This window comes from Pseudonocardia oceanicola (assembly GCF_047200735.1).
Taxonomy (GTDB): Bacteria; Actinomycetota; Actinomycetes; order Mycobacteriales; family Pseudonocardiaceae; genus Pseudonocardia.
On the sequence record NZ_JBJZON010000011.1, the window covers coordinates 146,333 to 167,545 of the forward strand.

Annotated in this window: 19 protein-coding genes and 4 pseudogenes; 12 read left to right on the top strand and 11 right to left on the bottom strand. The window is 67.2% G+C overall.

The annotated features are described in order from the left end of the window. The first annotated feature begins 4 nt into the window (after nt 1-4). Nucleotides 5-160 carry a hypothetical protein gene (locus ACL02T_RS17690; RefSeq protein WP_412831824.1) on the top strand — a complete coding sequence of 52 codons (156 nt, stop codon included), beginning with the start codon at nt 5-7 and terminating at the stop codon, nt 158-160. A gap of 56 nt (nt 161-216) precedes the next feature. Continuing rightward, the gene (locus ACL02T_RS17695; RefSeq protein ID WP_412831825.1) at nt 217-507 is read left to right on the top strand and encodes a hypothetical protein; all 291 of its coding nucleotides are present in this window, start codon (nt 217-219) and stop codon (nt 505-507) included. A gap of 296 nt (nt 508-803) precedes the next feature. On the opposite strand, the gene ACL02T_RS17700 is transcribed toward ACL02T_RS17695, so the two are convergent. The 4 genes from ACL02T_RS17700 to ACL02T_RS17715 form a co-directional block, all read right to left on the bottom strand. Continuing rightward, complete coding sequence (locus ACL02T_RS17700) at nt 804-1,097, bottom strand: putative quinol monooxygenase (protein ID WP_412831826.1); 294 nt, start codon at nt 1,095-1,097, stop codon at nt 804-806. Between the two features lie 42 nt (nt 1,098-1,139). Then, nucleotides 1,140-2,762 carry a flavin-containing monooxygenase gene (locus ACL02T_RS17705; RefSeq protein ID WP_412831827.1) on the bottom strand — a complete coding sequence of 541 codons (1,623 nt, stop codon included), beginning with the start codon at nt 2,760-2,762 and terminating at the stop codon, nt 1,140-1,142. A gap of 251 nt (nt 2,763-3,013) precedes the next feature. Continuing rightward, nucleotides 3,014-4,030 carry a PucR family transcriptional regulator gene (locus tag ACL02T_RS17710; protein WP_412831828.1) on the bottom strand — a complete coding sequence of 339 codons (1,017 nt, stop codon included), beginning with the start codon at nt 4,028-4,030 and terminating at the stop codon, nt 3,014-3,016. A 25-nt stretch (nt 4,031-4,055) separates the two neighbouring features. Next, entirely contained in the window at nt 4,056-5,066 is a 1,011-nt protein-coding gene (locus ACL02T_RS17715) for an alpha/beta hydrolase (protein WP_412831829.1), read from the bottom strand. A gap of 833 nt (nt 5,067-5,899) precedes the next feature. On the opposite strand from ACL02T_RS17715, the gene ACL02T_RS17720 reads away from it, so the two are divergent. From ACL02T_RS17720 to ACL02T_RS17745, 6 genes and pseudogenes are all read left to right on the top strand, one after another. After that, nucleotides 5,900-7,189: an MFS transporter gene (locus ACL02T_RS17720; protein WP_412831830.1), complete on the top strand. Its 1,290-nt coding sequence runs from the start codon at nt 5,900-5,902 to the stop codon at nt 7,187-7,189. A 125-nt stretch (nt 7,190-7,314) separates the two neighbouring features. Beyond that, complete coding sequence (locus ACL02T_RS17725) at nt 7,315-8,595, top strand: amidohydrolase family protein (protein ID WP_412831831.1); 1,281 nt, start codon at nt 7,315-7,317, stop codon at nt 8,593-8,595. A gap of 40 nt (nt 8,596-8,635) precedes the next feature. Continuing rightward, nucleotides 8,636-8,872, top strand: coding sequence for a hypothetical protein (locus tag ACL02T_RS17730; RefSeq protein ID WP_412831832.1), 237 nt, complete (start codon nt 8,636-8,638; stop codon nt 8,870-8,872). Nucleotides 8,873-8,960: 88 nt separating this feature from the next. Then, nucleotides 8,961-9,962, top strand: coding sequence for a zinc-binding dehydrogenase (locus tag ACL02T_RS17735; RefSeq protein ID WP_412831833.1), 1,002 nt, complete (start codon nt 8,961-8,963; stop codon nt 9,960-9,962). Nucleotides 9,963-10,009: 47 nt separating this feature from the next. After that, nucleotides 10,010-11,641 (top strand): thiamine pyrophosphate-binding protein, encoded by a 1,632-nt coding sequence (locus ACL02T_RS17740; RefSeq protein WP_412831834.1) that lies wholly within the window; start codon nt 10,010-10,012, stop codon nt 11,639-11,641. Between the two features lie 322 nt (nt 11,642-11,963). Then, nucleotides 11,964-12,113, top strand: a pseudogene (locus tag ACL02T_RS17745) (IS3-like element ISTesp3 family transposase); the annotation flags it as partial. A gap of 237 nt (nt 12,114-12,350) precedes the next feature. Here the strand turns inward: ACL02T_RS17745 and ACL02T_RS17750 are convergent. Next, nucleotides 12,351-13,424, bottom strand: a complete 1,074-nt coding sequence (locus tag ACL02T_RS17750) for a helix-turn-helix domain-containing protein (protein ID WP_412831835.1) — start codon at nt 13,422-13,424, stop codon at nt 12,351-12,353. 375 nt (nt 13,425-13,799) lie between these two features. Here ACL02T_RS17750 and ACL02T_RS17755 point away from each other — a divergent pair. Both ACL02T_RS17755 and ACL02T_RS17760 read left to right on the top strand, forming a co-directional pair. Next, nucleotides 13,800-14,099, top strand: a pseudogene (locus ACL02T_RS17755) (transposase); the annotation flags it as partial. After that, nucleotides 14,009-14,677 (top strand): transposase, encoded by a 669-nt coding sequence (locus ACL02T_RS17760; RefSeq protein ID WP_412831860.1) that lies wholly within the window; start codon nt 14,009-14,011, stop codon nt 14,675-14,677. The pseudogene ACL02T_RS17755 and the gene ACL02T_RS17760, both read left to right, overlap by 91 nt. Here ACL02T_RS17760 and ACL02T_RS17765 read toward each other — a convergent pair. From ACL02T_RS17765 to ACL02T_RS17790, 6 genes and pseudogenes are all read right to left on the bottom strand, one after another. Further along, the gene (locus ACL02T_RS17765; RefSeq protein WP_412831836.1) at nt 14,646-15,395 is read right to left on the bottom strand and encodes a 3,4-dihydroxy-2-butanone-4-phosphate synthase; all 750 of its coding nucleotides are present in this window, start codon (nt 15,393-15,395) and stop codon (nt 14,646-14,648) included. The two genes, ACL02T_RS17760 and ACL02T_RS17765, sit on opposite strands and share 32 nt — an antisense overlap. Before the next feature lie 286 nt (nt 15,396-15,681). Further along, the gene (locus tag ACL02T_RS17770; protein WP_412831861.1) at nt 15,682-16,143 is read right to left on the bottom strand and encodes an alpha/beta hydrolase; all 462 of its coding nucleotides are present in this window, start codon (nt 16,141-16,143) and stop codon (nt 15,682-15,684) included. 199 nt (nt 16,144-16,342) lie between these two features. After that, entirely contained in the window at nt 16,343-17,473 is a 1,131-nt protein-coding gene (locus tag ACL02T_RS17775; protein ID WP_412831837.1) for an LLM class flavin-dependent oxidoreductase, read from the bottom strand. A gap of 174 nt (nt 17,474-17,647) precedes the next feature. After that, nucleotides 17,648-18,049: a hypothetical protein gene (locus ACL02T_RS17780; RefSeq protein ID WP_412831864.1), complete on the bottom strand. Its 402-nt coding sequence runs from the start codon at nt 18,047-18,049 to the stop codon at nt 17,648-17,650. A 16-nt stretch (nt 18,050-18,065) separates the two neighbouring features. Continuing rightward, nucleotides 18,066-18,418 (bottom strand): annotated as a pseudogene (locus ACL02T_RS17785) (IS21 family transposase); the annotation flags it as partial. Between the two features lie 177 nt (nt 18,419-18,595). Beyond that, a pseudogene (locus ACL02T_RS17790) lies at nt 18,596-18,712 on the bottom strand (transposase); the annotation flags it as partial. A 238-nt stretch (nt 18,713-18,950) separates the two neighbouring features. On the opposite strand from ACL02T_RS17790, the gene ACL02T_RS17795 reads away from it, so the two are divergent. Then, nucleotides 18,951-19,211: a transposase family protein gene (locus tag ACL02T_RS17795; protein ID WP_412831838.1), complete on the top strand. Its 261-nt coding sequence runs from the start codon at nt 18,951-18,953 to the stop codon at nt 19,209-19,211. Nucleotides 19,212-19,801: 590 nt separating this feature from the next. Further along, nucleotides 19,802-21,055 carry an acyl-CoA dehydrogenase family protein gene (locus tag ACL02T_RS17800; RefSeq protein ID WP_412831839.1) on the top strand — a complete coding sequence of 418 codons (1,254 nt, stop codon included), beginning with the start codon at nt 19,802-19,804 and terminating at the stop codon, nt 21,053-21,055. Nucleotides 21,056-21,213: the final 158 nt, after the last annotated feature.

A 21,213-nucleotide genomic window follows, 5' to 3' on the forward strand; every position in this document is an offset into this window, starting at 1 on the left:
GTGGGTGCCGATCCGCTACCCGAACGCGATCTTCGACGAAGCCGAGCAGCGCTGGGTCTCCGACGGCCAGGTCGCCGAGGTCGCCGAGATACCGTTCACCGCGTTCACCGCCCGCCGCAAAGGCCGAACACGTGACCGCCCGGCTGATCCGCCCGGCTGATCGTGCGCCGGGTCCGCCGGCTCAACCCGAAACACGTGCCGGCCGGCCAAGCCGAGATGTTCACGGTCTACCGCTACCACGCCGTGTTCACCGACAGCCCGCAGCCGCTGCTGCGCGCCGAGGCCGCCGAGCGCGACCACGCCATCATCGAGCAGGTCATCGCCGACCTGAAGAACTCCCCACCCTCGTCATTGCGGGTGCGTTCGCTAGGAGGGGCTTCCATCCGGTCCGCCACGACCGCGACTACGTCCGTGCGCACGGCAACGAGGACATCGTCGTCCACATACTCACGACGAATGGACTCCTCGCGCGCATCGCCCGGGACTGCATTCCAGGAGGTCGGATGACTGGCCTGCGTACCCGGTTGCGCGCTCCCGCCCATCCCGGCGACGCATTGAGCGTGGTGGGCGACGTTCGCCCAGCGTCTGCCGGGCAGAGCGAGATCACGGTTCGTGCTGCGCTGCGAACAGCTGAGCCCCACGCCGAGGCGGTCGTCACGCTCGGGCCGATCGCCTGACCTGACGGCGGCGTCCGAGGAGGCGGTGCTGCCCGTAGGACCCGAATCTTGGCGGGTGCGAGCCCGTTCGGCTCGCTCGCACCCGCCGAGATCCCCTGTGCGGCGTGCTCGTAGCCGGGTCGTCCGTCAGGGGCTCCGCACGTCCGCGTAGGTGAACGTGGGGGCGCCACTGAGGCGCTTCGCGAAGTCGGCCATCGAGCCGTCTCCAGCCCGGAGCGCGAGGTACTCCTCGTGATGCCTGCGCGTCTCCCACCTCTCCACGGCGATCACGGCGTTGGGGTCGTCCTGGTCCGCGGCCACGTCGAGGGCGAGGAAGCCGGGCATGGTGCGCGTCATCTCGACCATGGCGGAGACGTCGATGAGAACGTTGTCGCGTTCACCAGGCTGCGTCGAGAAGTGGGAGATGACGATGACGGACATGGTGATCCTCCTGGAGGTCGTGGATGCGGGAACGGGGACTGCTCAGTCGGACACGTCGAACCCCTCGTACGCCTTCGCTGCGACGGAGTCGCAGAGTTCTCGATACGGCTTGATCCCGCCGACGTAGGGCATGAAGACGCGAGGCTTGCCCGGGACGTTGGCGCCGATGTACCAGGACTTGGCCTTGGGGAACAGGGTCGTGTCGGCGAGCGTGGCGACGTGCTCGACCCACTCGTCCTGGGCGTTCTGGGCAGCCTCGATCCTCTGTGCCGACCTGTCGGTGACGTACTGGATGCAGTCGCCGATCCAGTTGACGTGCTGCTCGATGGAGACCACCATGTTCGACAGCACCGAGGGGCTCTGCGGCCCGGTGATGACGAACATGTTCGGGTAGCCGTGGACTGCGAGGCCGAGGTAGGTGCGCGGTCCCTTCGACCACTCATCCCGCAGCACTCGCCCGTCTCGCCCCCGGATCTCGATCGCGTTCAGCGCTCCGACCATCGCGTCGAATCCCGTGGCGAAGACGATGACGTCGGTTTCGATCACGCCCTCCGACGTCTCGATCCCGTTCGGCACCACCCGTACGATCGGCGTCTTCTTGATGTTGATGAGCTTGACGTTCGGACGGTTGTACGTCTCGTAGTAGCCGGTGTCCATGCATGGGCGCTTCGTGCCCATTGGATACTCGGTCGGCGACAGGTCCTCGGCCACCTCCGGGTCGGCGACGATCTGGGCGATCTTGTCCCGGATGAACTGGGCCGCAGTGTCGTTCGACTCCTGGGAGATCAGCAGGTCGTCGTACGCGACGAGGAAGGCCGAGATGGACCCGAGGTCCCATGCCGCCTGGTACACCTCGTGGCGCTCGGCTTCGGTCGCGGCGACGGCCGACGGCTTGCCGGGTGGCAGAGCCTGCCCGAAGAACGAGTCGAGCTGGTCGGCCCGATAGTTCCGGTAGCGAGACTTGACCTCGTCGAGCTCGGTGGCGGAGAGCGGTCGGTTCCAGGCCGGCACGGAGAAGTTCGGCGTCCGTTGGAAGACGTACAGCTGGTCGGCCACCTCGGCCAGCTTCGGAATGGCCTGGACGCCCGAAGAGCCCGTGCCGATGACGGCCACACGCTTGCCCGCGAGGTCGACCTCGCCCTTCGGCCAACGGCTGGTGTCATAGTGCTCGCCGGCGAACGTGTCCACTCCCGGGATGTCCACGGTCTTCGGCTCCGACAGGCAGCCGACGGCGGTGATGAACCAGCGACACGTGACCTGGTCGCCGCGGTCCGTCGCCACCGTCCACCTCGTCGTGTCCTCGTCGAACACGGCCGACGTCACCTTTGTCTCCATCGCGATTCGATCGCGGAGATGGAACCGGTCCGCGACGTGGTTCAGGTACGACTCGATCTCCGGCTGCGCCGGGTAGCGCTCCGACCACACCCACTCCTGCTCGAGCTCCGGATCGAAGGAGTACGAGTACCCCACCGACTCGACGTCGCATCGCGCTCCGGGGTAGCGGTTCCAGAACCAGGTGCCTCCGACACCGTCACCGGCTTCGAAACCTCGTGACGTGAGACCGAGCTGATCCAACTTGCGGAGCATGTAGAGGCCGGCGAAACCGGCGCCGACGACAACCGCGTCGACGTCGACCGGAGCCTCGACCGTGGTGTTCTTGGGCATCGAAGACCTTCCCATCTGGTTGTGTCGTCCGTACCTGTGCGGGGTGCGGGCCGCGGCCAGGTCGACCACCCGAGCGGACGATGTCTTCCGCAGTTGCCCGCGAGTGGTGTGCGGTGCGGATCATGTCGCCGGGCCCCACTGGAAACCGCCGCGGTCGGCCGCTCCATGACGAGGTCAGTAGTCTATCAATCAATAGTCGCGAAAGTCACTGTCTCCGGCTCGCCCGTCGGGACCACCACGGGCACGCCGTCCTACGGCCGGGCGGCGTTGCGGTTCAGTCGGCGCACCATGAGGGCGACCTGCAACCGGACCCGTCCGCCGCCGTCCTTGATCGGCCAACCCAGCAGACGCTCGGCCATGGCCACCCTCTCCTGGAGAGTCGAGTGGTGGACGGTCATCCGAGCTGCGATCGCTCGCAGGCTGCCGCCGGCCGCGACGGCGTCGAGGGTCGCGAGCATCCAGGGTGCGGCTGAGGACGCGGCCTCGATGGCATGGACGTCCGGCACGCTGTCCCGCTCGGCGGCGGGCGTCTTCGCGAGCAGGATGAGCCCTCCGAGATCGACGGCAGAGACGACCCGCGGCCCGGGGTCTCGGTCGTCGCCTGCGGCTGTGAAGAGGGCTGCAGCCCTGGCCCATCCGACCGTCGCCGGGAGATCGAGCGTGCCGGCGGGAGGACCGATCCCGACCTGTTCCCGGGCCGCAGGCGAGAGGTCGATCTCCCCGACGATCCGGTCGCCTGGACACGCGAGCGCCAGTCGCCCGCTCAACGACGCGACCACCTGGAGCACATCATCCCTGCCGACGTCGAGACGTCGGGCCGCGTGCAGTCGATCCGCCTCGAGGGCGTCGCAGTCCAGGACGATCTCGACCAGCGCGGCGTCAGGTCGACCTACTGCGGGTGTCCGTGGCGCCCGATCGAGAACGGCTCGGATGGCGACCGCAGCGCGTTCGAGGACGAGTGCGCAGACGGCGCCAGCAGGCTCTGGATGCTCGACTCCGATCCTCGTCGTCGGCCCGATCCTGATCTGGCTCCATGTCGGCTCGATGAGCGCGACGGGGGTGCGGAGGCCGTCGGGGTCGACCCTGATCTGGATCCCGCGGTCCGCGGCGACGAGGAACGCGGGGAGTCCCGACAACAGGGCCGCGCCTCGAACCATGCTCTCCAGCCCGGCCCGCATCTCGAGGAGGTTGTCGAAGTATGCGATCACCTTGAGGGCGGCACCCGCGTCCGGGTCCAGTGCTGCGAGCTTGCCGACGAGCTGCTGCATGTTTCGCAGTGTCCGCCCATGCCCGTCAGCTCAGCAACAGCCGACTGAGCCAGTCCTGTCTGGCCTGCACGGTGGCGTGAGCCAAGGCCGTGTTGCTCGTGTATTCGTAGCCGTGAAACCCGCCGGGCCAGATGTGCAGCTCTGCGCGCCCGCCCGCCTGCCAGATGCGGGTCGCGTAGGTGACGGCCTCGTCGCGGAACGTCTCGGTGGAGCAGGCGTCGATGATCGCCGGAGGCAGACCGCTGAGGTCGGTCGCCCGTGCGGGCGCGGAGTAGGGCGAGACCGCGTCGCCGCCTTGGCGTTCCCCCAGCAGTGCCTGCCACCCGGCGGCGTTGGTGTCACGGTCCCACAGGCCGACCGCCGCCATCTGGCGGCTGGAGTAGCTGTCGTTGCGGTCATCGAGCATCGGGCAGCCGAGCATCTGGCCGAGCGGAACGGGCCCGCCGCGATCGCGGGCCAACAGCGCCAGTCCGGCGGCGAGTCCGCCACCGGCACTGGTGCCTGCGAGCACGATCCGCCCCGGATCGACGCGCAGTTCCGCGGCGTGCTGCGCAGTCCACAGGAGGCCTGCATAACAGTCCTCGATGGGGGCCGGATCGGGATGCTCGGGGGCTAGCCGGTACTCGACGGCGACCACCACAGCTCGGTGAGGTCGGCCGAGGTCGAGCATGCGGTCGAGAAGCATCCGACTGCTCCCCGCGACCATGCCGCCTCCGTGCGTGTAGTAGAGCGCGGGTGCCCCGGGCTGCACGTCGGCGGGGGTACAGATCACGAGCGTGATCTCCGGCCCACCGGGGGCACCAGGAACCCGCCGCTCCTCCACGACGTACGCGCCGTCGCGGGCGAGTGCCTCGTCGTCCAGGCACAAGCTGGGGTCGAGGGCCATCTCGCGCGTCCGCTCGAGCCAGTCGGCCTGTGCCGGGTCGGGGATCATCGGAGCCATTGCTGCGAGAAGTGCGGCGCACTCGGCGTCGAAGGGCGGGGGAGGGCCGACCTCGCCCACCGCTCCCGTGGAGTGGCCCGTGGTCTGGGTCATCGTCAACCTCCTTGTTGCGACGTGTGCCGAGATCGTGTCAGCGTCGACGGGGCGACGTAACCGGACGGCCGGCGGTCGTTGCCCGCCAGATGGCGGGCCCGGTCGGTGTCTGCGTCATTCGACTCCTCCGAGGTGGGCTAGAGGGTTTTTCCCTGCGCCAAGCTAGTCGTGTGACAAGTAGTTGACGCATCGTCCATCTAGTGCAAAACTACATTGGTCGAGTCTCCGTGGCGGGCAATCCTCGGTCGAGGTCTACGTCGAGGTCCGGCCAGGTGGTGGACCGGCTCACCTTCAATGTCGACATCTGTACAAGGGCGTCAGATGAGAGGTGCTGGTGCAACACGATGCCTCGAACCACCGGGATCAGACCCAGTCCGCAGACTCCTCCGTGTGTCGACTACGACCTGGGGTGAGTTGATCCTCGGGTAGGTCGCCGTAGCCTCCCAGGGGGCGAGGAGGAGACATCGAAATGCGATGGTTCTCCTCCCTCCGCGACATCCTCCTCGACTGCGCGCGACACCGATCATGGTCCTCGGCCGGCTGCGCCGTGCGCAATGCTCGGACGGGCGTGCCGCCGAATACCTGCGGGAAACCCGTGCGTGAGACCTCCTCGAGTCCTCTCGGGCAACGCGCAGTGTGCAGGCCGGGTGCAGCCCGAGGTCGCGCGATCGATTTCTCGATCCAGTTCGTGATCAAGCGTCTCGACTTCCGTCGACGTGGCGAAGCGGTCGTGGTGCGTGAGGAGTGGAGAGCAAGCCATGTCTGACAGTAGTGAGCTGGCCGACGCGCCATCGACGTCCGTCGCGAACAGGGCGTCGCGGCCACTGCGGCGAGTGCTGCTCTCCACCTTCTTCGGTGGTGTCTTGGAGTGGTACGACTTCTACATCTACGCGACCGCCTCGGCAGTCGTGTTCAACGTGCTGTTCTTCACGGCGGAGGATCCCGTCGCCGGGGTGCTGGCCTCGTTCGGCGTTCTCGCCGTCGGGTACGTGGCGAGGCCACTGGGTGCCGTGATATTCAGTCACTTCGGCGATCGGTTCGGCCGGAAGAACGTGCTGATCGCGACTCTTATGATCATCGGGGCCGCGTCCTTCCTCATCGGTCTCCTGCCGACGTATGCGACCGCCGGCGTCCTTGCGCCGATCGCGCTGGTCGTCCTTCGCCTGATCCAGGGACTGTCGGCGGGCGGTGAGTTCGGTGGTGCTCTCCTGATGGCCGTCGAGCATTCGGCCCACAAGCGGTGGCGAGGGTTCGCGAGCAGTGCCGCGACGGTGGCACAACCCATCGGATCGCTCGTCGCCACCGCGGCCTTCGCCGTGGTGACCTTGCTGCCGACGGGCGACTTCCTCGGATGGGGGTGGCGGATCCCGTTCCTGCTCAGCATCCTGATCGTCGGGGTCGGCGTGTGGATCCGACTCGGAGTGGCGGAGAGTCCCGTCTTCCAACAGGCCGCTGAGGGCCACCGCACCGGCCGTGCCCCGATCGCCACGGTCGTGCGGTCCCAGCCGGGTCCGTTCGTCACGAGCATCGTCCTGGCTGCCGGGCTCGTGGTGTTCGGGATCTGTGTGCACGTCTTCGGCGTCAGCTACGCGATTCAGGTGGGATTCAGCCGCAGTGAGGCCCTGGCGGCTCTGGTCGTTGCGCAAGCGGTCCAGGTGTTCCTGACGCCGGTCTGCGCCGCTCTGTCGGACAGATTCGGTCGGCGACCGATTCTGCTCATCGGCTACTTGATGCAGCTGGTGATGAGTTTTCTGTTCTTCAGTATGATCAACACCGGGTCGACCGCGTTCCTGTTCGCCGGGTTCGTCGTCGCGACGATCGCGAACAGCTTCCTGAGCGGAGTCGTCGGCGCGACCCTGCCCGAGCTCTTCACCACCGACGTCCGCTTCACCGGCGTGTCGGTCGGCTTCTCGATCGCGTCGGTCTTCGGAGGGCTGACGCCGCTGGTGGCCGCCTCGCTGGTCGCAGCAGCCGGCGGTGCGCCCCGTCACACGTGGCTCAGTATCACCATCGCGGCGGTCGTCCTGATCGCCGCCGTCGTGACCGTGCGCATGCGGGAGACGCGCGGGACCCGGCTCACGACGACCGCCGACGAGCAAGCCGAGATGTCGGGGCAGTCGTAGGGGAGTGCCTGTATCCCGCTGCCATCGCATGTCAGCGGGCCGTGCGTCGGGCCATCGCGTCGGGGGAGGCACTCGCGGCCCCTCGACGACCGACCATCAACGAGCTTCGAGTGAAGGAGTGCGCAGTGAGCCTCGATGACTACCTCGCCACCAAGGTCAGAGAGTACGGGCGCGGGGGACCGATCACGTTCATCGATGAACCCGCTGCTGAGCGACTGTTCTGCCCGATCATCTCGGTCGACGACCACGCACTCGAGCCCCCGAACCTCTTCGAGGGCCGGGTGCCGCAGCGCTTCGCCGCAAGTGTGCCGACCTGTCAGGTCCAGGACGACGGTGCTCCATGGTGGAACATCGATGGCAGTCTCGTCCCGATCGTCATGTCGAACGGGGCGTCCGGAAGGCCGATGTCCGAGTGGGCGCTGACCGCCTGCCGCTACGACGAATTCCGGCGGGGTGTCTGGGACTCCGCGGCCAGACTGAATGACATGGACCTCACCGGGGTGTGGGCCCAGCTCTGCTTCGGGTCGCTCGTGTGGGGCTTCGCAGGCAAGCGCTTCTCCACGATGAAGGATCCCGACGTCGGGTTGGCGTGTCTGAAGGCCTACAACGACTGGATGCTCGAAGAGTGGTGCGGTGCGGCACCTGAGCGCTACATCCCGTGCCAACTGCCGTGGCTCGCTGACGCCGAAGTCGCCGCCGAACAGATCTACGCCAACGCCGAACGGGGTTTCCGGGCGGTCAGCTTCTCCGAGAACCCCGAGGGCCTGGGCTTCCCGAACATCTACGACAGACGGTGGGACCCCTTCTTCAGGGCGTGCGAGGAGACGGAGACGGTGGTCAACCTGCATGTCGGCTCATCCGGCAAGACCAGCGTTCCCACGGCCGACTCCGCTGAGGAGGTGACGGTGGCACTCTTCCCGGTGAGCGGGCTGGAAGCGCTCATGGACTGGGTCTACTCAGGTGTCTGCCTCCGCTTCCCCAGGCTGAAGATCGCGCTCTCCGAGGCAGGGGTGTCGTGGGTCCCGATGGCGTTGGAGCGGCTGGGCCGCGCGTTCCGCCAGAAGGCCGGGGTCGGCAGGGGCTGGCCGGACGGAGAGATCTCGCCGATGGACCTGGTCCGGCGGAACTTCTTCTTCACCTCGATCGAGGACCCGTCGGCCTTCCGGATGCTCGACGTCATCGGCGAGGACAACGTCATGGTCGAGACCGACTACCCCCACTTCGACAGCACATGGCCCGCCTGCCAGGACATGATCCGCGGGGAGATGGCGGGCCTCGGACACGACAAGGTGCGCAAGATCTGCTTCGAGAACGCGAGCCGGATCTATCGTCATCCCCTCCCGCCGACTGACCTCGTCGCCGCCTCCGAGGTGGGGACGCCGGGCGAGCGTCGCGTTCACGACTGAGAACACTCGCACGACCCCAGAACCCGGCGCGGAGGTCACCATGCCCATGTGGCAGTACGAACTACAGGTTCCTCGGGACGTGGTGTCCTCCGAGGAGCTGGCGGAGTACCGGTCGCTGGCGATCGCCACCTGGCGAACCGCAGCAGAGGCATCGGGAGGCCGGCCGGGCGAGCCTGAGGCGATCCTGGTGGAGATCAGCCCCGAGGCCGCGCGCCCGGATCCCGTCACGGGTGAGCCGGCGTGCTCGGCATGGCGGGTGCTCGGACCTGTGGACTGACGCCGCGTAGGAGCGGTGACCGCTCGGCCTTCTCGGCGGAGGCAGGACTCCGCTGCGACTCTGCGCAGCCCCTTCTACGACCATCGAGGTGATCTCACTGCACGCAGACATGTGGACCTACAGACTTTCGGCGCCGGGCACGTTCGAGAGATGTCAGGCGCCGGCCCCCGACCCGGCCGACCTCGCCGATGGCCAGGTCCTCCTCAGGCTGGCGGCCGGGGGCCTCTGTGGCAGCGACTTCACGTTCTTCCGCGGCGGAATGAACCCGGCTGTTCCGGTGGCGGACGAGTCGGACTACACGTGCTGTCCCCACGGGGCATCGATGCACGAGGTCGCGGGGGAGGTGGTCGCGTCCCGAGACGCGTCACTCACGGTCGGCTCGTCCGTGGTCGGCTGGGCGACCGGCATGAACGCGATCTCGGAGTTCGTCGTCACCGACGGCACGAGCCTCGCGGTTCACGATCCGTCGCTCTCGGCGAGTACGGCCGTCATGATGCAACCTCTCGCGTGCGTCGTCTACGCGGTCAGCCAGATGTCGACCGTGGAGGACGCCGACGCGGCGGTCCTCGGCCTCGGGCCCATCGGGGTGCTCTTCGCCCACGTTCTGAAGACGACCGGCGCGCGCCGTGTCGTCGGCGTCGACCGGGTGAACCGAGCGGACGTGGCACGCTCGTTCCTGATCGACCAGGCCGTCCACGCGAGCGTCGACCGTTGGGCGCACGGACTGACCCCGGCCACCCGTCCCACGCTGGTCGTCGAGGCCATCGGCCATCAGTCGGCGAGTTTGGCGGTGGCGGTGGACGCCACGGCCTATGGCGGAGAGATCTACTATTTCGGAGTCCCGGACGAGGCCGTCTATCCGATCCCGATGCGGGAGTTCTTGTACAAGAACTTGCAGATGCGTGCAGGCGCGACGCCTGAATCCGTCCGCCGACAGTCCCTGGCTGCCGCGGGCGAGTACATGGTGAAGCATCCTGGTCTCGTCGACCGCTACATCACGAACATCTACCCCATCGACAAGATTCAGGATGCTTTCGATACTGGCACCGTTCCGGCGGCGGGCCAGCTCAAGGTCGTTGTCGAGGTCTGAGCCGGGACGATCTCGGGTCCGCTTCGAGCGAGCAGTTCAGGACGGGTGTGGATTTCGTGGCCAGCGTAAACACTTGTGTGGCAGAGGCACTTCTCAGGTTCGGGCCGCGCATCGTCTTCGGTGTGCTCGGCGACGCCAACATGGTCTACATGCACGGTTTCGTCGGCTCCGGGGGCACTTACATCGGCGCGGTCGACGAACGCGCCGCGTTGATGATGGCCGTCGGGTCGGCACAGACGGCGGATGATGTCGGCTGCGCCACCGTCACCCACGGCCCGGGTCTGACGAACACGGTGACCTCCCTGGTGGAGGCGGTCCGCGGTCGCACACCTCTGGTTCTGCTCACCGGCGAGACTCCTCCGGTGCACGACTACGTCCAAGCAATCGAGATCGCTCCTCTGGTGCTCGCCACCGGCGCTCTCTATCGTCGAGTACTCGATCCGACACACGTCGGCGCGGACGTCCGCGCCGCATTCCGGTTGGCCGAGGGGGAGCGTCGACCTGTGGTGCTCGACATCCCCTTCGCACTGTTGGATCAGGACGCGGGGCCGCTCGTCCTCGGACCCTCCCCTGCCCGGCAGCGGCAGCGGGTGAGTCCGGACCCCGACGTCGTCGACGAGGCGTTGGGTGTGCTCGCCTCCGCTCAGCGTCCCGTCGTCCTGGCGGGGCGCGGAGCCTCGTCGGACGGTGCGCGCACAGCGCTGCTGCGCTTGGCAGACGCGTTGGGCGCACCGCTCGGTACGACTCTGTTGGGCCGGGATCTGTTCCGCGGCGAGCGATGGGACCTCGGAGTCATCGGAACTCTGAGTGACGCGACGGCGCTCGACGTGGTGTCGAGTTCGGACTGCGTGATCGCCTTCGGGGCCAGCCTGAACCACTACACCACCGACCGCGGATGGCTTCGTGATCAGCGGGCGGTCGTCCACGTCGACATCGATCCCGGACAGCTCGGACGCTTCGGCGCCGTGACCGCCGACGTTCTCGGTGACGCCGAGATCGTCGCCACGCAGATGGCACAGGCGCTCGCCGAGAGCGGGCACAAGGCCTCGTCCTTCCGCTCGCCGGCGCTCGGTGAGCGCCTCGCCGCGCGGGATCCTCGATGCGACTTCCTCGACACCAGTGCCAACGGGTTCGTCGACGCGCGACTCGCGATGATCCGACTCGACGAGGTCTTGCCGTCGGATCGGATCGTCGTCACGGATGTGGCCAGGTTCGCAGCGGCCCCCTGGAAGTACCTGCATGCGAGTTCACCGCAGGCGTTCACCCACACTGCGAACTTCGGCTCGATCGGCCTCGGCCTACCCGCAGCGATAGGAGCATCGGCGTCGGACAGCTCACGGGTCACGGTCGCCGTGGCCGGCGACGGCGGAGCGATGATGGCGATTGCCGAGCTCGCCACCGTTGCGCGGCTGAGGCTGCCCATGGTGATCGTCGTCGTGAACGACAACTGTTACGGTGCCGAATGGTCGTCATTGGAGAGACGGGGGCTGGATCCGAAGCTCTCCTTGACCCCTTGGCCGTCGTTCGCGGAGGTCGCTCGCGGGATGGGGGTCTCCGGGCTCACCGTGCGTACGGAGGCGGAGCTGGACGAGGTGGGCCGCAGGGTCGCGGAGGGGGACATGCCTCTCGTCGTCGACCTCCGCGTCGACCCCGCAGTGGACATCGGGGGGGTGCGCTGACAGAGGGGCGGCACGGCACCTGCCCTCGTCTGCGACCTCGAAGGACCGGCTGCGGACGGGGCGAGCGACCGCCTGCAACTCAGTCGCCTGGGTCCGGCTGTGTCGCCAGCAGGGTCCTGAGTTGACCCTTCGCGATCTTGCCGCCCGCCGCCGACTGGGCCCCTCGTCGACGATCACCAGCTTCTCGGGGACGTACGCCGGCCCACTCCACAGGAGGTGAGGTGGTCGCACAGCTCGGCCAGTGAGCGCTTCACACTTGTCGTCAGCCGGCATGGATGGGACCAGGATGGCTTTGACCATGTCGGTCACGCGTCGGGGGCAGCAGCGTTCCTCGTTCTACGCCTGGCGCGCCGCCGCCCCGATACGGGCCGCACGCGCAGCAGCCGACGCCGAACTCGCCGAGCGGATCCGCGCCGTGCACGCCGACGACCGCACCTGCGGGCGGCCCAGGATCACCGCTGAACTCAACAACATCGCCGCGGCGCTGCGCCAGCACAGCCGAGACGCCCTCCGACCACTCCAACTACTCAAGATCAACTGACTTTGGCGATCCCTGAGGGCGGCCGGCGTCGTTGCGAGCGCACCCCACAGCTTTGTCCACCGGCCACGGGTGGACCGAGAAGCCGATGGCGACTTCAGGGATGACCCGCCCCCGCGCCCGGGGTCCCCTCCTCCGCCGGTGGGCAACACCCGGCAAATCCTTGCCGACCTACCCGACCATCCCGTGGGTCTTCTGAATGCGGCGAAGTGTCAGAGCCAGGAAGAGACGGTTTCGGCCGTACGCATCTGACAGTTCAAATCCGAGTAGCCGCTCAGCCTGCGCCACCCGACTTCGCACCGAGTTGTGGTGCACGTGCAACGCGCGGGCAGCGTAGCGGATCGATCCGACTGCGACTGCGTCGAGTGTTGCCAGCATCTCTTGGCCGCCCAGCATCAGTATCTGGTCCACCGCCTGAACATCGTCGATCCGCGAAATCTGCTCTGGGGTGAGGGCTGCGGCAAGTGCTTCGTAACCACTGAGACCTTCCGCAGGGACGAGAACACCCTCCTCGATCCGGTACGGACCGCAGTCGCGCGGACTCGGTTGGCTGAACCGGAAAGCGTTGTCCGCTTCCATGCAGGCGGACGGCGCGGCTCCAGCACGATGCACCCGGCTCGCGCCAACCTGCAGGCCTCGCGGCACCGGGATGCGATCGAGATCCTCCTGGTCGCCGATGCGCAGCAGTAAGGTCGTCCGCGAGCGGGTAGCGGGGAGGATGCATCGCCGGTCGGGCGACAGGATCCGCGCGAAGGCGTCGATGATTGAGTCCGCGCCGGCGACGGTAAACGCACGAACCGGTGTCGAGGCCCGGAGACCGAGACCGATCAGGATCTGGTTGCGCAGCGCCGAGTTGGTGGTCGGATCCATCAACTGCGCCACCATGGCGGCGCGCGACTGCTGTGGAGCAACGAGGGTCTCTCGGTCGCGAAGGACGATCGTCAGGACGGCCAGGCGTTCGAGCAGCGCCGCGTCGCGCGGCGTCCGGGGACCTCCAAGCGCGACGGTCACATCGCGGAAGGTGCCCGAGGCAGCGGGGCCGGACGGCCATCCCTGCGCAGTCACACCGTCGGGATCGACGACGATGACACGCGTCCCGACCACCTTTATCGCCACGGTACGGCCGGTATAGCGGGCGAACTCCGCGATCGCGCGATGCAGGGTAGGGTGCCGAACCAGTAGGTCGTCGAGGAAGCGCAACGGCTCGTCTGGACGAGCTGAGTTGTCGACCCGGGTCGTCATCATCGACGACCACCTCCTCTGTCGCTGCGGGTGTCTGTCCGTCGCGCTGATGGGTAGGCCGTACTGTCGGGGTTGGTCGCGCAGCGCAGCGCGCCGAGAGCGGCCCCCAGCCCGTCGAGATCGTCGATGGCAGCTCCGATGTGCTCGATCGTGAGGCCGACATCTCCTCGGGCTGCATGTCTGCATGGTCGTCGCCGAACGAGCGTCGGCGTCCACAACAGCATAGCGGTGACCAGTGCCACGTCCAGAAGCGTTCGGGACGTACTCGGGTTGGCTTGATCCGTTCTGGTCGGGCGCAGGACGCTCTGCGCAGGAGGTGGTGGGTGTGGCGCGGCAGCCCGAGGTGTTCGTCGGGGAACTTGTGGTTCCCGCGAGATCGTGGAGGGTTCCCTATGCCCCCGCCGATCATCCGGTGACAGTGGTGGGGTCGGTGAGACGGCGTACCTGCGGGCGACCGCGACTCATGCCACGACGTTTGCCACCGGGATCGTCGACCTGTCGCCCGGGCGGCCGGCCCGGCTGCTCGAGGTCGTCGAGGGCCGCCCGGGCACCGTGCTGGCCGACTGGCGCCACGAGCGGGACCCGGCCTGGCGGGCGGCGGTCACGGCCGCCTCGTTGGACCCGTTCCGCAGCTACACCACCGCGCTGACCATCCAGCTTCCCGACGCGGTCCGGGTTTCTCAACCCTTTCCACGTCGTGCGTCTCGGGCTGGCCGCCGTGGACGACGTCCGCCGCCGCGTGCCGCACGCCACCACGGGCCACCGCGGCCGCAGCCGGGACCCGCTGTTCGGCATCCGCCGGGTCCTGCGGCGGCCGCGACCGCCTCTCGACCAAGGCCCGCGCCCGGCTGCAAGCCGGGCTGATCGCCGGCGACCCCGACGGGGAGGTCACCCTGACCTGGACCGTCGCCCAGGACCTGATGAACCTCTACCGGCTCGACGATCCCGATCTCGCCCGCACCCGCGCCGCGGCCCTGATCATCGACCTGCGTGAGTGCCCGATCGGCGAGCTCGCCCGGCTGGGGCGGACGCTGCACGCCTGGCGGGTCGAGCTGTGCGCGCACTTCGACCACGCCGATGTGTCGAACGGGCCCACCGAGAACCTCAACCTGAAGATCAAAAACGCGAAGCGGACCGCCCGCGGCTACCGCAACTTCGACCACTACCGGCTGCGACTGTTGCTCAACCACGGCCGCATCCACCAAGATCACTCGCCGACACGAATCAGAACCCGCGCTCCCAGGTTCGCTGCGTAGAGCCAGAGACGTCGGGCTGATTGGCATGGGTGTCCGGCCACTCGGACTCGCCGCTCGCAACTATCGCTGCGAGACCTCCGCGCTGACACGTCCGAGGTGTAAGCGATCCAATCGTAAGTAGGGCAACGTCGTGCTTCACCGCGAACGACAAGAGCTCGTGTCCTCGCACCATCCTCGTCGGGTCGTCTTTGCTGACGATCTCCGCAAAGGCGGCGACTGGCTGCACGCCAACGAGCGTCGAAAGTTCGACCAATGCCTCGGTGGGGCCCGCGCGGGCGGCGAGCCCTCCCGAGGCTGCACATGCAGGAACGACATGGCCCGGAAGACTGAGATCGCCGACTCGGGCATTCGGACTCGCGAGCTTGCGGATCGTCGTGGCTCGGTCCGCGGCAGAGATTCCGGTGCTGACGTTCTCCTTCGCATCCACAGTAACGCGATAACCCGGACGGGCGCCGCCGCTGTGCGACGCGCCCGCGTTTCTGCTGTCCGGCCAGCACATCGGCGGGATCCTCAGTTCATCGGCCCGGGATTCCGTCATTGCGACGCATATGAACCCGGAAGTGTGCCGCACGATGAAGGCCACCGACTTCGGCCAGGCGTGCTCGGCTGCCACCGTCAGGTAACCGGCGCCGCCGCTGACGCCGTCGTCCACCAGGAGTATGACGCGCCCCGCTGCGAACGCGTCGAATGCACCCCCTGCGCTAGCTGATGCCCGCATTGCTCCTCCAGCCACTCAGCCTGCAACTACCCCGGGCCGGGCCCACACGATCATCGGGCCAGAGCACGATCACGGTACTGGCCCCCGCTGCGTGTGACCGAGCACTGTGAATCGAGCGCGAGGCGTCGACGCGTACGGCGACACGTCAGGTGAGCTGGCTTCCTCACCGAGGTGGGCCCGCCAGCCCAACGCATTCGCGTTCGGCCCCATACCGGATTCGCGACACGACTTGAATCGAACCGCTCATACAGATTGTCGAGCATCGGGCAAAGCATTACCTGAGCCGCTATTGTGAACTCCTGTCGATCCCGAGCAGGAGACTCGATGCGGCGACCAGGCCGCCACCTGTACTTGCGCCGGCCACAATCACGTGTGCGGGATCGATGTTGAGTTGCTCGGAGTGACGGAAGGTCCATGCCAACGCTGCATAGCAATCGTCGATGGCCGCCGGGTACGGGTTCTCGGGGATACGTGGGTGCGATGACGACACACGACAATGTTTCCGCCAATCGGTTGCTCTCCGGCTCGTCCAGCGTCGGTGAGCCGACCATGTGCCACCAGGGTGGATCCAGAAGATGCAGGGAAGCGGGCCACTGCCAGTCTGTTCGGTGGCACGTAGAGGCGAACAGGGCCCTGGTCCTCTACGAGGTGGTCGTGGTGTTCGACGTCGGTCGAGGGTGGCGCTGGAATCATTTCGGCCAGGCGGTCCCTGAAGGACGGGATAGCATCGAATGCGATGTGTTCCCAGCTGAGTTCGTCTGGATACGGCTTCAGGATCTCCGCAATTTGCGGGTCCACGAGGTCAATGAACGGCATCTGATGTCCCAATCCGAGGCGGCGGCCGAGGCCTCGCCGGCAGAGGTCCAGGCGTTCTGCGGCGTGGCCGTCCGCAGGCGAGGGCCTCGGCCGCGGTCAGATGTGTATCGAGGTCGAATCCGATAGGCGGCCTACTTAAATGCCGGAATCACCTCTCTCCCGAACAGCTCGATGGACTTCGACACCTGCTCCATTGGCATGCCGGCATGCTGGAACACCCCCATGAAGAGGTCGATTCCGAGCTCCTCGTACCTCTTGAGCTGCCTGATGCAGGTGTCGGGGCTCCCGACGATGACCATGGCCTGATCAGAGAGATTCTCGAACGTGACCTCGGAGAGGTCCACGTTCGTCGTCTTCCTGATGTAGTTGTAGCTCTCCGAGTCCTTGGTTTCCTCGATCCACTTCGCGGTTTTCCAGCTCAGGGTCAGGGCCAACTTGATGTAGTCGGTCGTTCGAGCCGCGGCTTCTTGTTGGGCCTGCTCGTCCGTCTCCGCGCAGTGGACCACGGTGAAACAGGCTGCTCGGTTGTTGACGAACTTTCCGATGGGCGACGCTCGCTTCAGCGCATCGCGATACACCCCGAGCCTGCGAGAGATCTCCTCGAGCTGGACGAACAACGCAAAGGAGAGCAGGCCCATCCCGTTCTCGCCGGCGTACTCGTGACTCTCACTACTAGATGCTGCATACCACAGCGGCGGGTGCGGTTCCTGCAGCGGCTTCGGAACGAGAGTGCGCTCCGGAATCTTGAAGTTCGGGCTGTCCCACGAGAACTTGTCGTTCTCCCAAGCGGTCATGATCAGCCGGAGTGACTCCTCCAGCTGCGGCCTCGTCTGCCCGGGCGGAATCTGAAAGCCTTGCATCTCCTCCATGGTGTAACTGCGTCCGGCGCCGAACTCGACCCGTCCGCCCGACAGCTGATCAAGAACGCCGACGGCCGCCGCAGCCTTGACCGGGTGGCTGTATGCGAAGGGAAGGAGCTTCACCCCATAGCCGAGTCGAATGTTCTTGGTCGCCGCCGCGTAGGCGCCGAGCAGTGCGTCGCTATTGCTGGACTCGGAGATTCCGTGCAGGAAATGGTGCTCGACGTGCCACACGCTGTGGAATCCGACCTCGTCGGCGATTTTCACCTGGTCGACGAGTCCCTTGAAGACTTCCTGCGATGCCTTACGGCTGTAAGGCCTCGCAACGATCTCCTCCCATGGCATATCGATCTCATTCGCCGAGTTTCTCACTGCAATCTCATAGAGCAGGGCAAAGTCCATTTTTCTCCTCCACATCGTCCTGACGTGTCCTCATCACAGCGCTCGCGCAAGGTACAGCCGCGAATGGGCAGGTTCCCGGCGGAAAGCGGCATCGTGATGTGCGCCACAAGCGCCGCCGAGAAACTTAAGAGCACATTGGTCGTGTTGTCAACCACTGAGCTCCCGAAGAGTTACTTATGGACATATGTGGCGCTCTGGGAGCCTTGTTTGGCTGCGGTCGGAGCGCGGTCGTGTCCGTTCGTGCCACGAGTGGCTCGACGACAACCCGCCCACCCGTCTTGCATCACGGGTCGTCTCCGGCGTCGCGCGGCCTACCGCGTCGACCTTGCGCCGCACCGCCGGTCCGGTGACCCTCGGCCGCAGCGACGGCAGCCCGCGCAAGACGCCGAGCTCGCCCTCGGCGAGGCGCCGGGCCAGAACGGCGGCGATCTCCGAGTGCGTGGCGGCGTTCACCGGCGCACCGACGCCGGGCGGCGTCGTTCGCCGTGGCAGATCCACCGGACGCCCCGCCTCTCCAGTGTCGAGGTCGCATCCGGTGATCAGATCCTGTTTGGCGTAGCCGAGGAGGTTCTCCACGATGCCCCTGGACTTCCGCCGGACGGCGGCCGCGGTGATGCTCGCGACGCCACTCGTCCTTCAGCTGCGTGACCAGGCGGCGGAAGTTGCGCGCCGAACCCTCCTTAACCCGCGGCCCGCGCCTCGGGGAACAGTCGCTTCGCCGAGTTCTTGCCCTTGGTCTTCTCCACCCGGGTTTCGACGAGCTCGGCGACCGACTCGTAGGTCCGCGACCGTGGATTGCGTTGCGGGCAACACCGCCCGCCTCATGGCGCTCGATGACTCTGCGCACGGTTTCGCTGTCGTGGCGCAGATCGCCGCCGCGCCGCGATATCTCCCCACCTTCCGATAGGTCGAAATGATGTCCATCCGTTCCCTCGCAGACTTCAACGAGCGCTTTCCACTTGGCCTCTTGATGACTGAAGACCGTCGTGGTGAGCGTTGAGGAAAAGGTGTCCGAGAGGCGTGAGGTGGGGACCGGGAAGACGAGCGGAACCGAGCCGCCGACGACGTGTCGAAACAAGTAGCTGACATCAAAACCGGGAAGTTAAAAGGGCTCTTCCGGATTCAGGGTGCGAGGGATCCGCAGTGCAGGAGTGAGCGGATGCGGTAGTTGATGAGGTTGCGGAAGCCGAGGGCGTTGCGGCGGAGGGCTTCGAGGCGGCCGTTGATGGCCTCGGTCGGCATCACCGTGACCGCATCCAGGACTGCTGGATCCGGACCCAGGTCCGCCGCTGACCGCGCGTGATGCGGGAGGCGACGTGTAGGCGAGTATTCGGCGGGGATGCACTGCATCCACCAGGTTCGAGCTGGAGTGCCTTGAGGAGGTGTGGACCTCGCCCGCGCTGCCCGGCGCTCGACACGACATGGGCGCCGCCGCGATCACGGAATCCTCGACGCTCTCCGCGACGCGCAGGTGAAGGTGATCGCCGACAGCGCCTACTGCGGCTCCGGGTTCGAGGTCCCCCAACGACGACGGCCGAAGGACCCGGAGACCGGCAAGCGAAGGAATCTCTCCCGCAACCAGCGCGACGTGAACTCCGCACACGCCCGCCAGCGCGGACCCGGCGAGCGGGCCAACGCCCAGCTCAAGACCTGGCGCATCCTGCGCAGGATCCGCTGCTGCCCGCGCCGGGTCACCGACCTCGTCAAGGCCGTCCTGGTCCTCATTCACGCCGGCTGACGCCAAGTGGAAAGGCCTCACTGGCAGTGGGTCCCGGAGTTCTGACGGCGAGATCGAGAAGAGCCCGGTGACGGGAGACTGTCACCCCGGGATCTGTGGGAGCCCGAAGGTGCAACTCCTCCGGGCCACCCGACCACTCACGCCGGTGACGCCACGCCCCAGTAGCACACGCCCGCTCTCCATCAGGCTGGAAAGGGCTCACCGGACGACTGCGTCCGACGGCTCCCCTGCTCGGCGTCCGGGGTCATGTCCCGCAGCTCGTTGTGGTCTGTATAGTTTAGGAATAGAGTAGTAGGGTCGGTTCGGCAGGGTCGACGGTCGATGAGGGGGTCCTATGACGTTCGCGCGGACACCCTTGGAGGTGGCTCGCGGACTCGAGGGCTACGGCGGCCCGGATGCACCCTTCCGGTCGGTCGCGCCGGCGGGCCCAGCCGGGATCGCCGTCTGCCGGGAACCCTCGACTGCTCCATGTGCCCGCGCTCGGTCGAGATCGTCGATGCTTCGCTGCACTGCACCACGGGGACGGCTATATTGTCTAGAACTGAAATATCGAGTCGGCGACGACCGGCCGTCCGACCGGGAGGTCGATCATGACCGAGGATGTTCTGGTGCGTCCGAGCGCCGAGGGCTCGAGCGTCCCCAGCTTGGAGGAGTTCTGCACCGAGGCGAAGGCCTTCCTCGAGGCCACGGCCCGGCCCCGCGCCGGCGGAGGCGTGCCTCCGTGGGGTGAGGGTGATGACCGCGTCTCGCTGTTCCGCGGCGCGACGGCGGCAGAGGCCGAGCAGGCCCGCGCCTGGCGCCGGCAGACCTTCGACGCCGGATTCGGCTGGATCACCGGCCCCGTCGAGTGGGGTGGCCGTGGGCTGCCCGGTCGCTACGAGAAGGCCTACCTGGCGCTCGAGCGTGCCTACGAGGTGCCGTCGCGCTCGCCGCTCGGAGTGAGCCTGGGAATGGTCGGGCCGACGCTGAACGCGTTCGGCTCGGACGAGGCGAAGACGCGGTGGCTGAAGGCGCTCTACCGGGGCGACTCGGTGGGGTGCCAGCTCTTCAGCGAGCCGGGAGCGGGCTCCGACCTCGCCGCGGTGAGTACTAGGGCGGCGCGGGACGGTGACGAATGGGTGGTCAGCGGACAGAAGGTGTGGACCTCGGGAGCACACTACTCAGACGTCGGCCTGCTGATGACACGTACCTCGCCGGAACCACGACACCGCAACCTGACCGCTTTCGTGATCGACATGCATTCCCCCGGGGTGGACGTCCGGCCGCTACGGCAGATGACCGGCGGCGCAGACTTCAATGAGGTCTACCTGGATGAGGTCCGGGTGCCCGACGCGTTCCGCCTCGGGGACGTCGACGGCGGCTGGAAGGTCGCCCTCGCCACCCTGATGGCCGAGCGCGGCGCGATCGGCGGATCGGCGGGCGGTGGCAACGGGTTGTTCAAGCTGGAGCGGATCGTCGCGATGCTGCATCAGCTCGGCCGGTCGAAGGACCCGGAGGTGCGCCAGGCCTACGCCAAGGTGCACTGCGGCGTCGTGGCAGCCAAGCAGATGCGCGCCCGCGCGGAGGCGGCGGCCAAGGCGGGACAGGTCGGTGCCGAGATGTCGCTCTCCAAGCTGGCGCTCACCGAGAACCTCGCCGCCCTCGCGCACCTCGTCGGGGTCGTGCTCGGCCCGAAACTGTTGGCGGACACGGGCGAGTGGGGCACCTTCGCATGGTCGGAGTTCATCCTGGGGGTCCCCGGTTTCCGGCTCGGCGGCGGCACGGACGAGATCCAGCGCAACATCGTCGCGGAGCGGGTGCTGGGCCTGCCGAAGGAACCGTCACCGGCCGGGGAGCGCTCCTGACCGTCGGATCGGCATCGTCCGGCCGAGCGCGAAGGCGGACAGCGCAGGAGAGCACGGGCATTCGCGGGCGTCGCTGTGGGCTCTCGACGTCCCGTCGTCGAGTCGGCTCGACGACGGGACGGGACGTTGTCGCAGCAGCGTGCGCATCTGCAGACGGT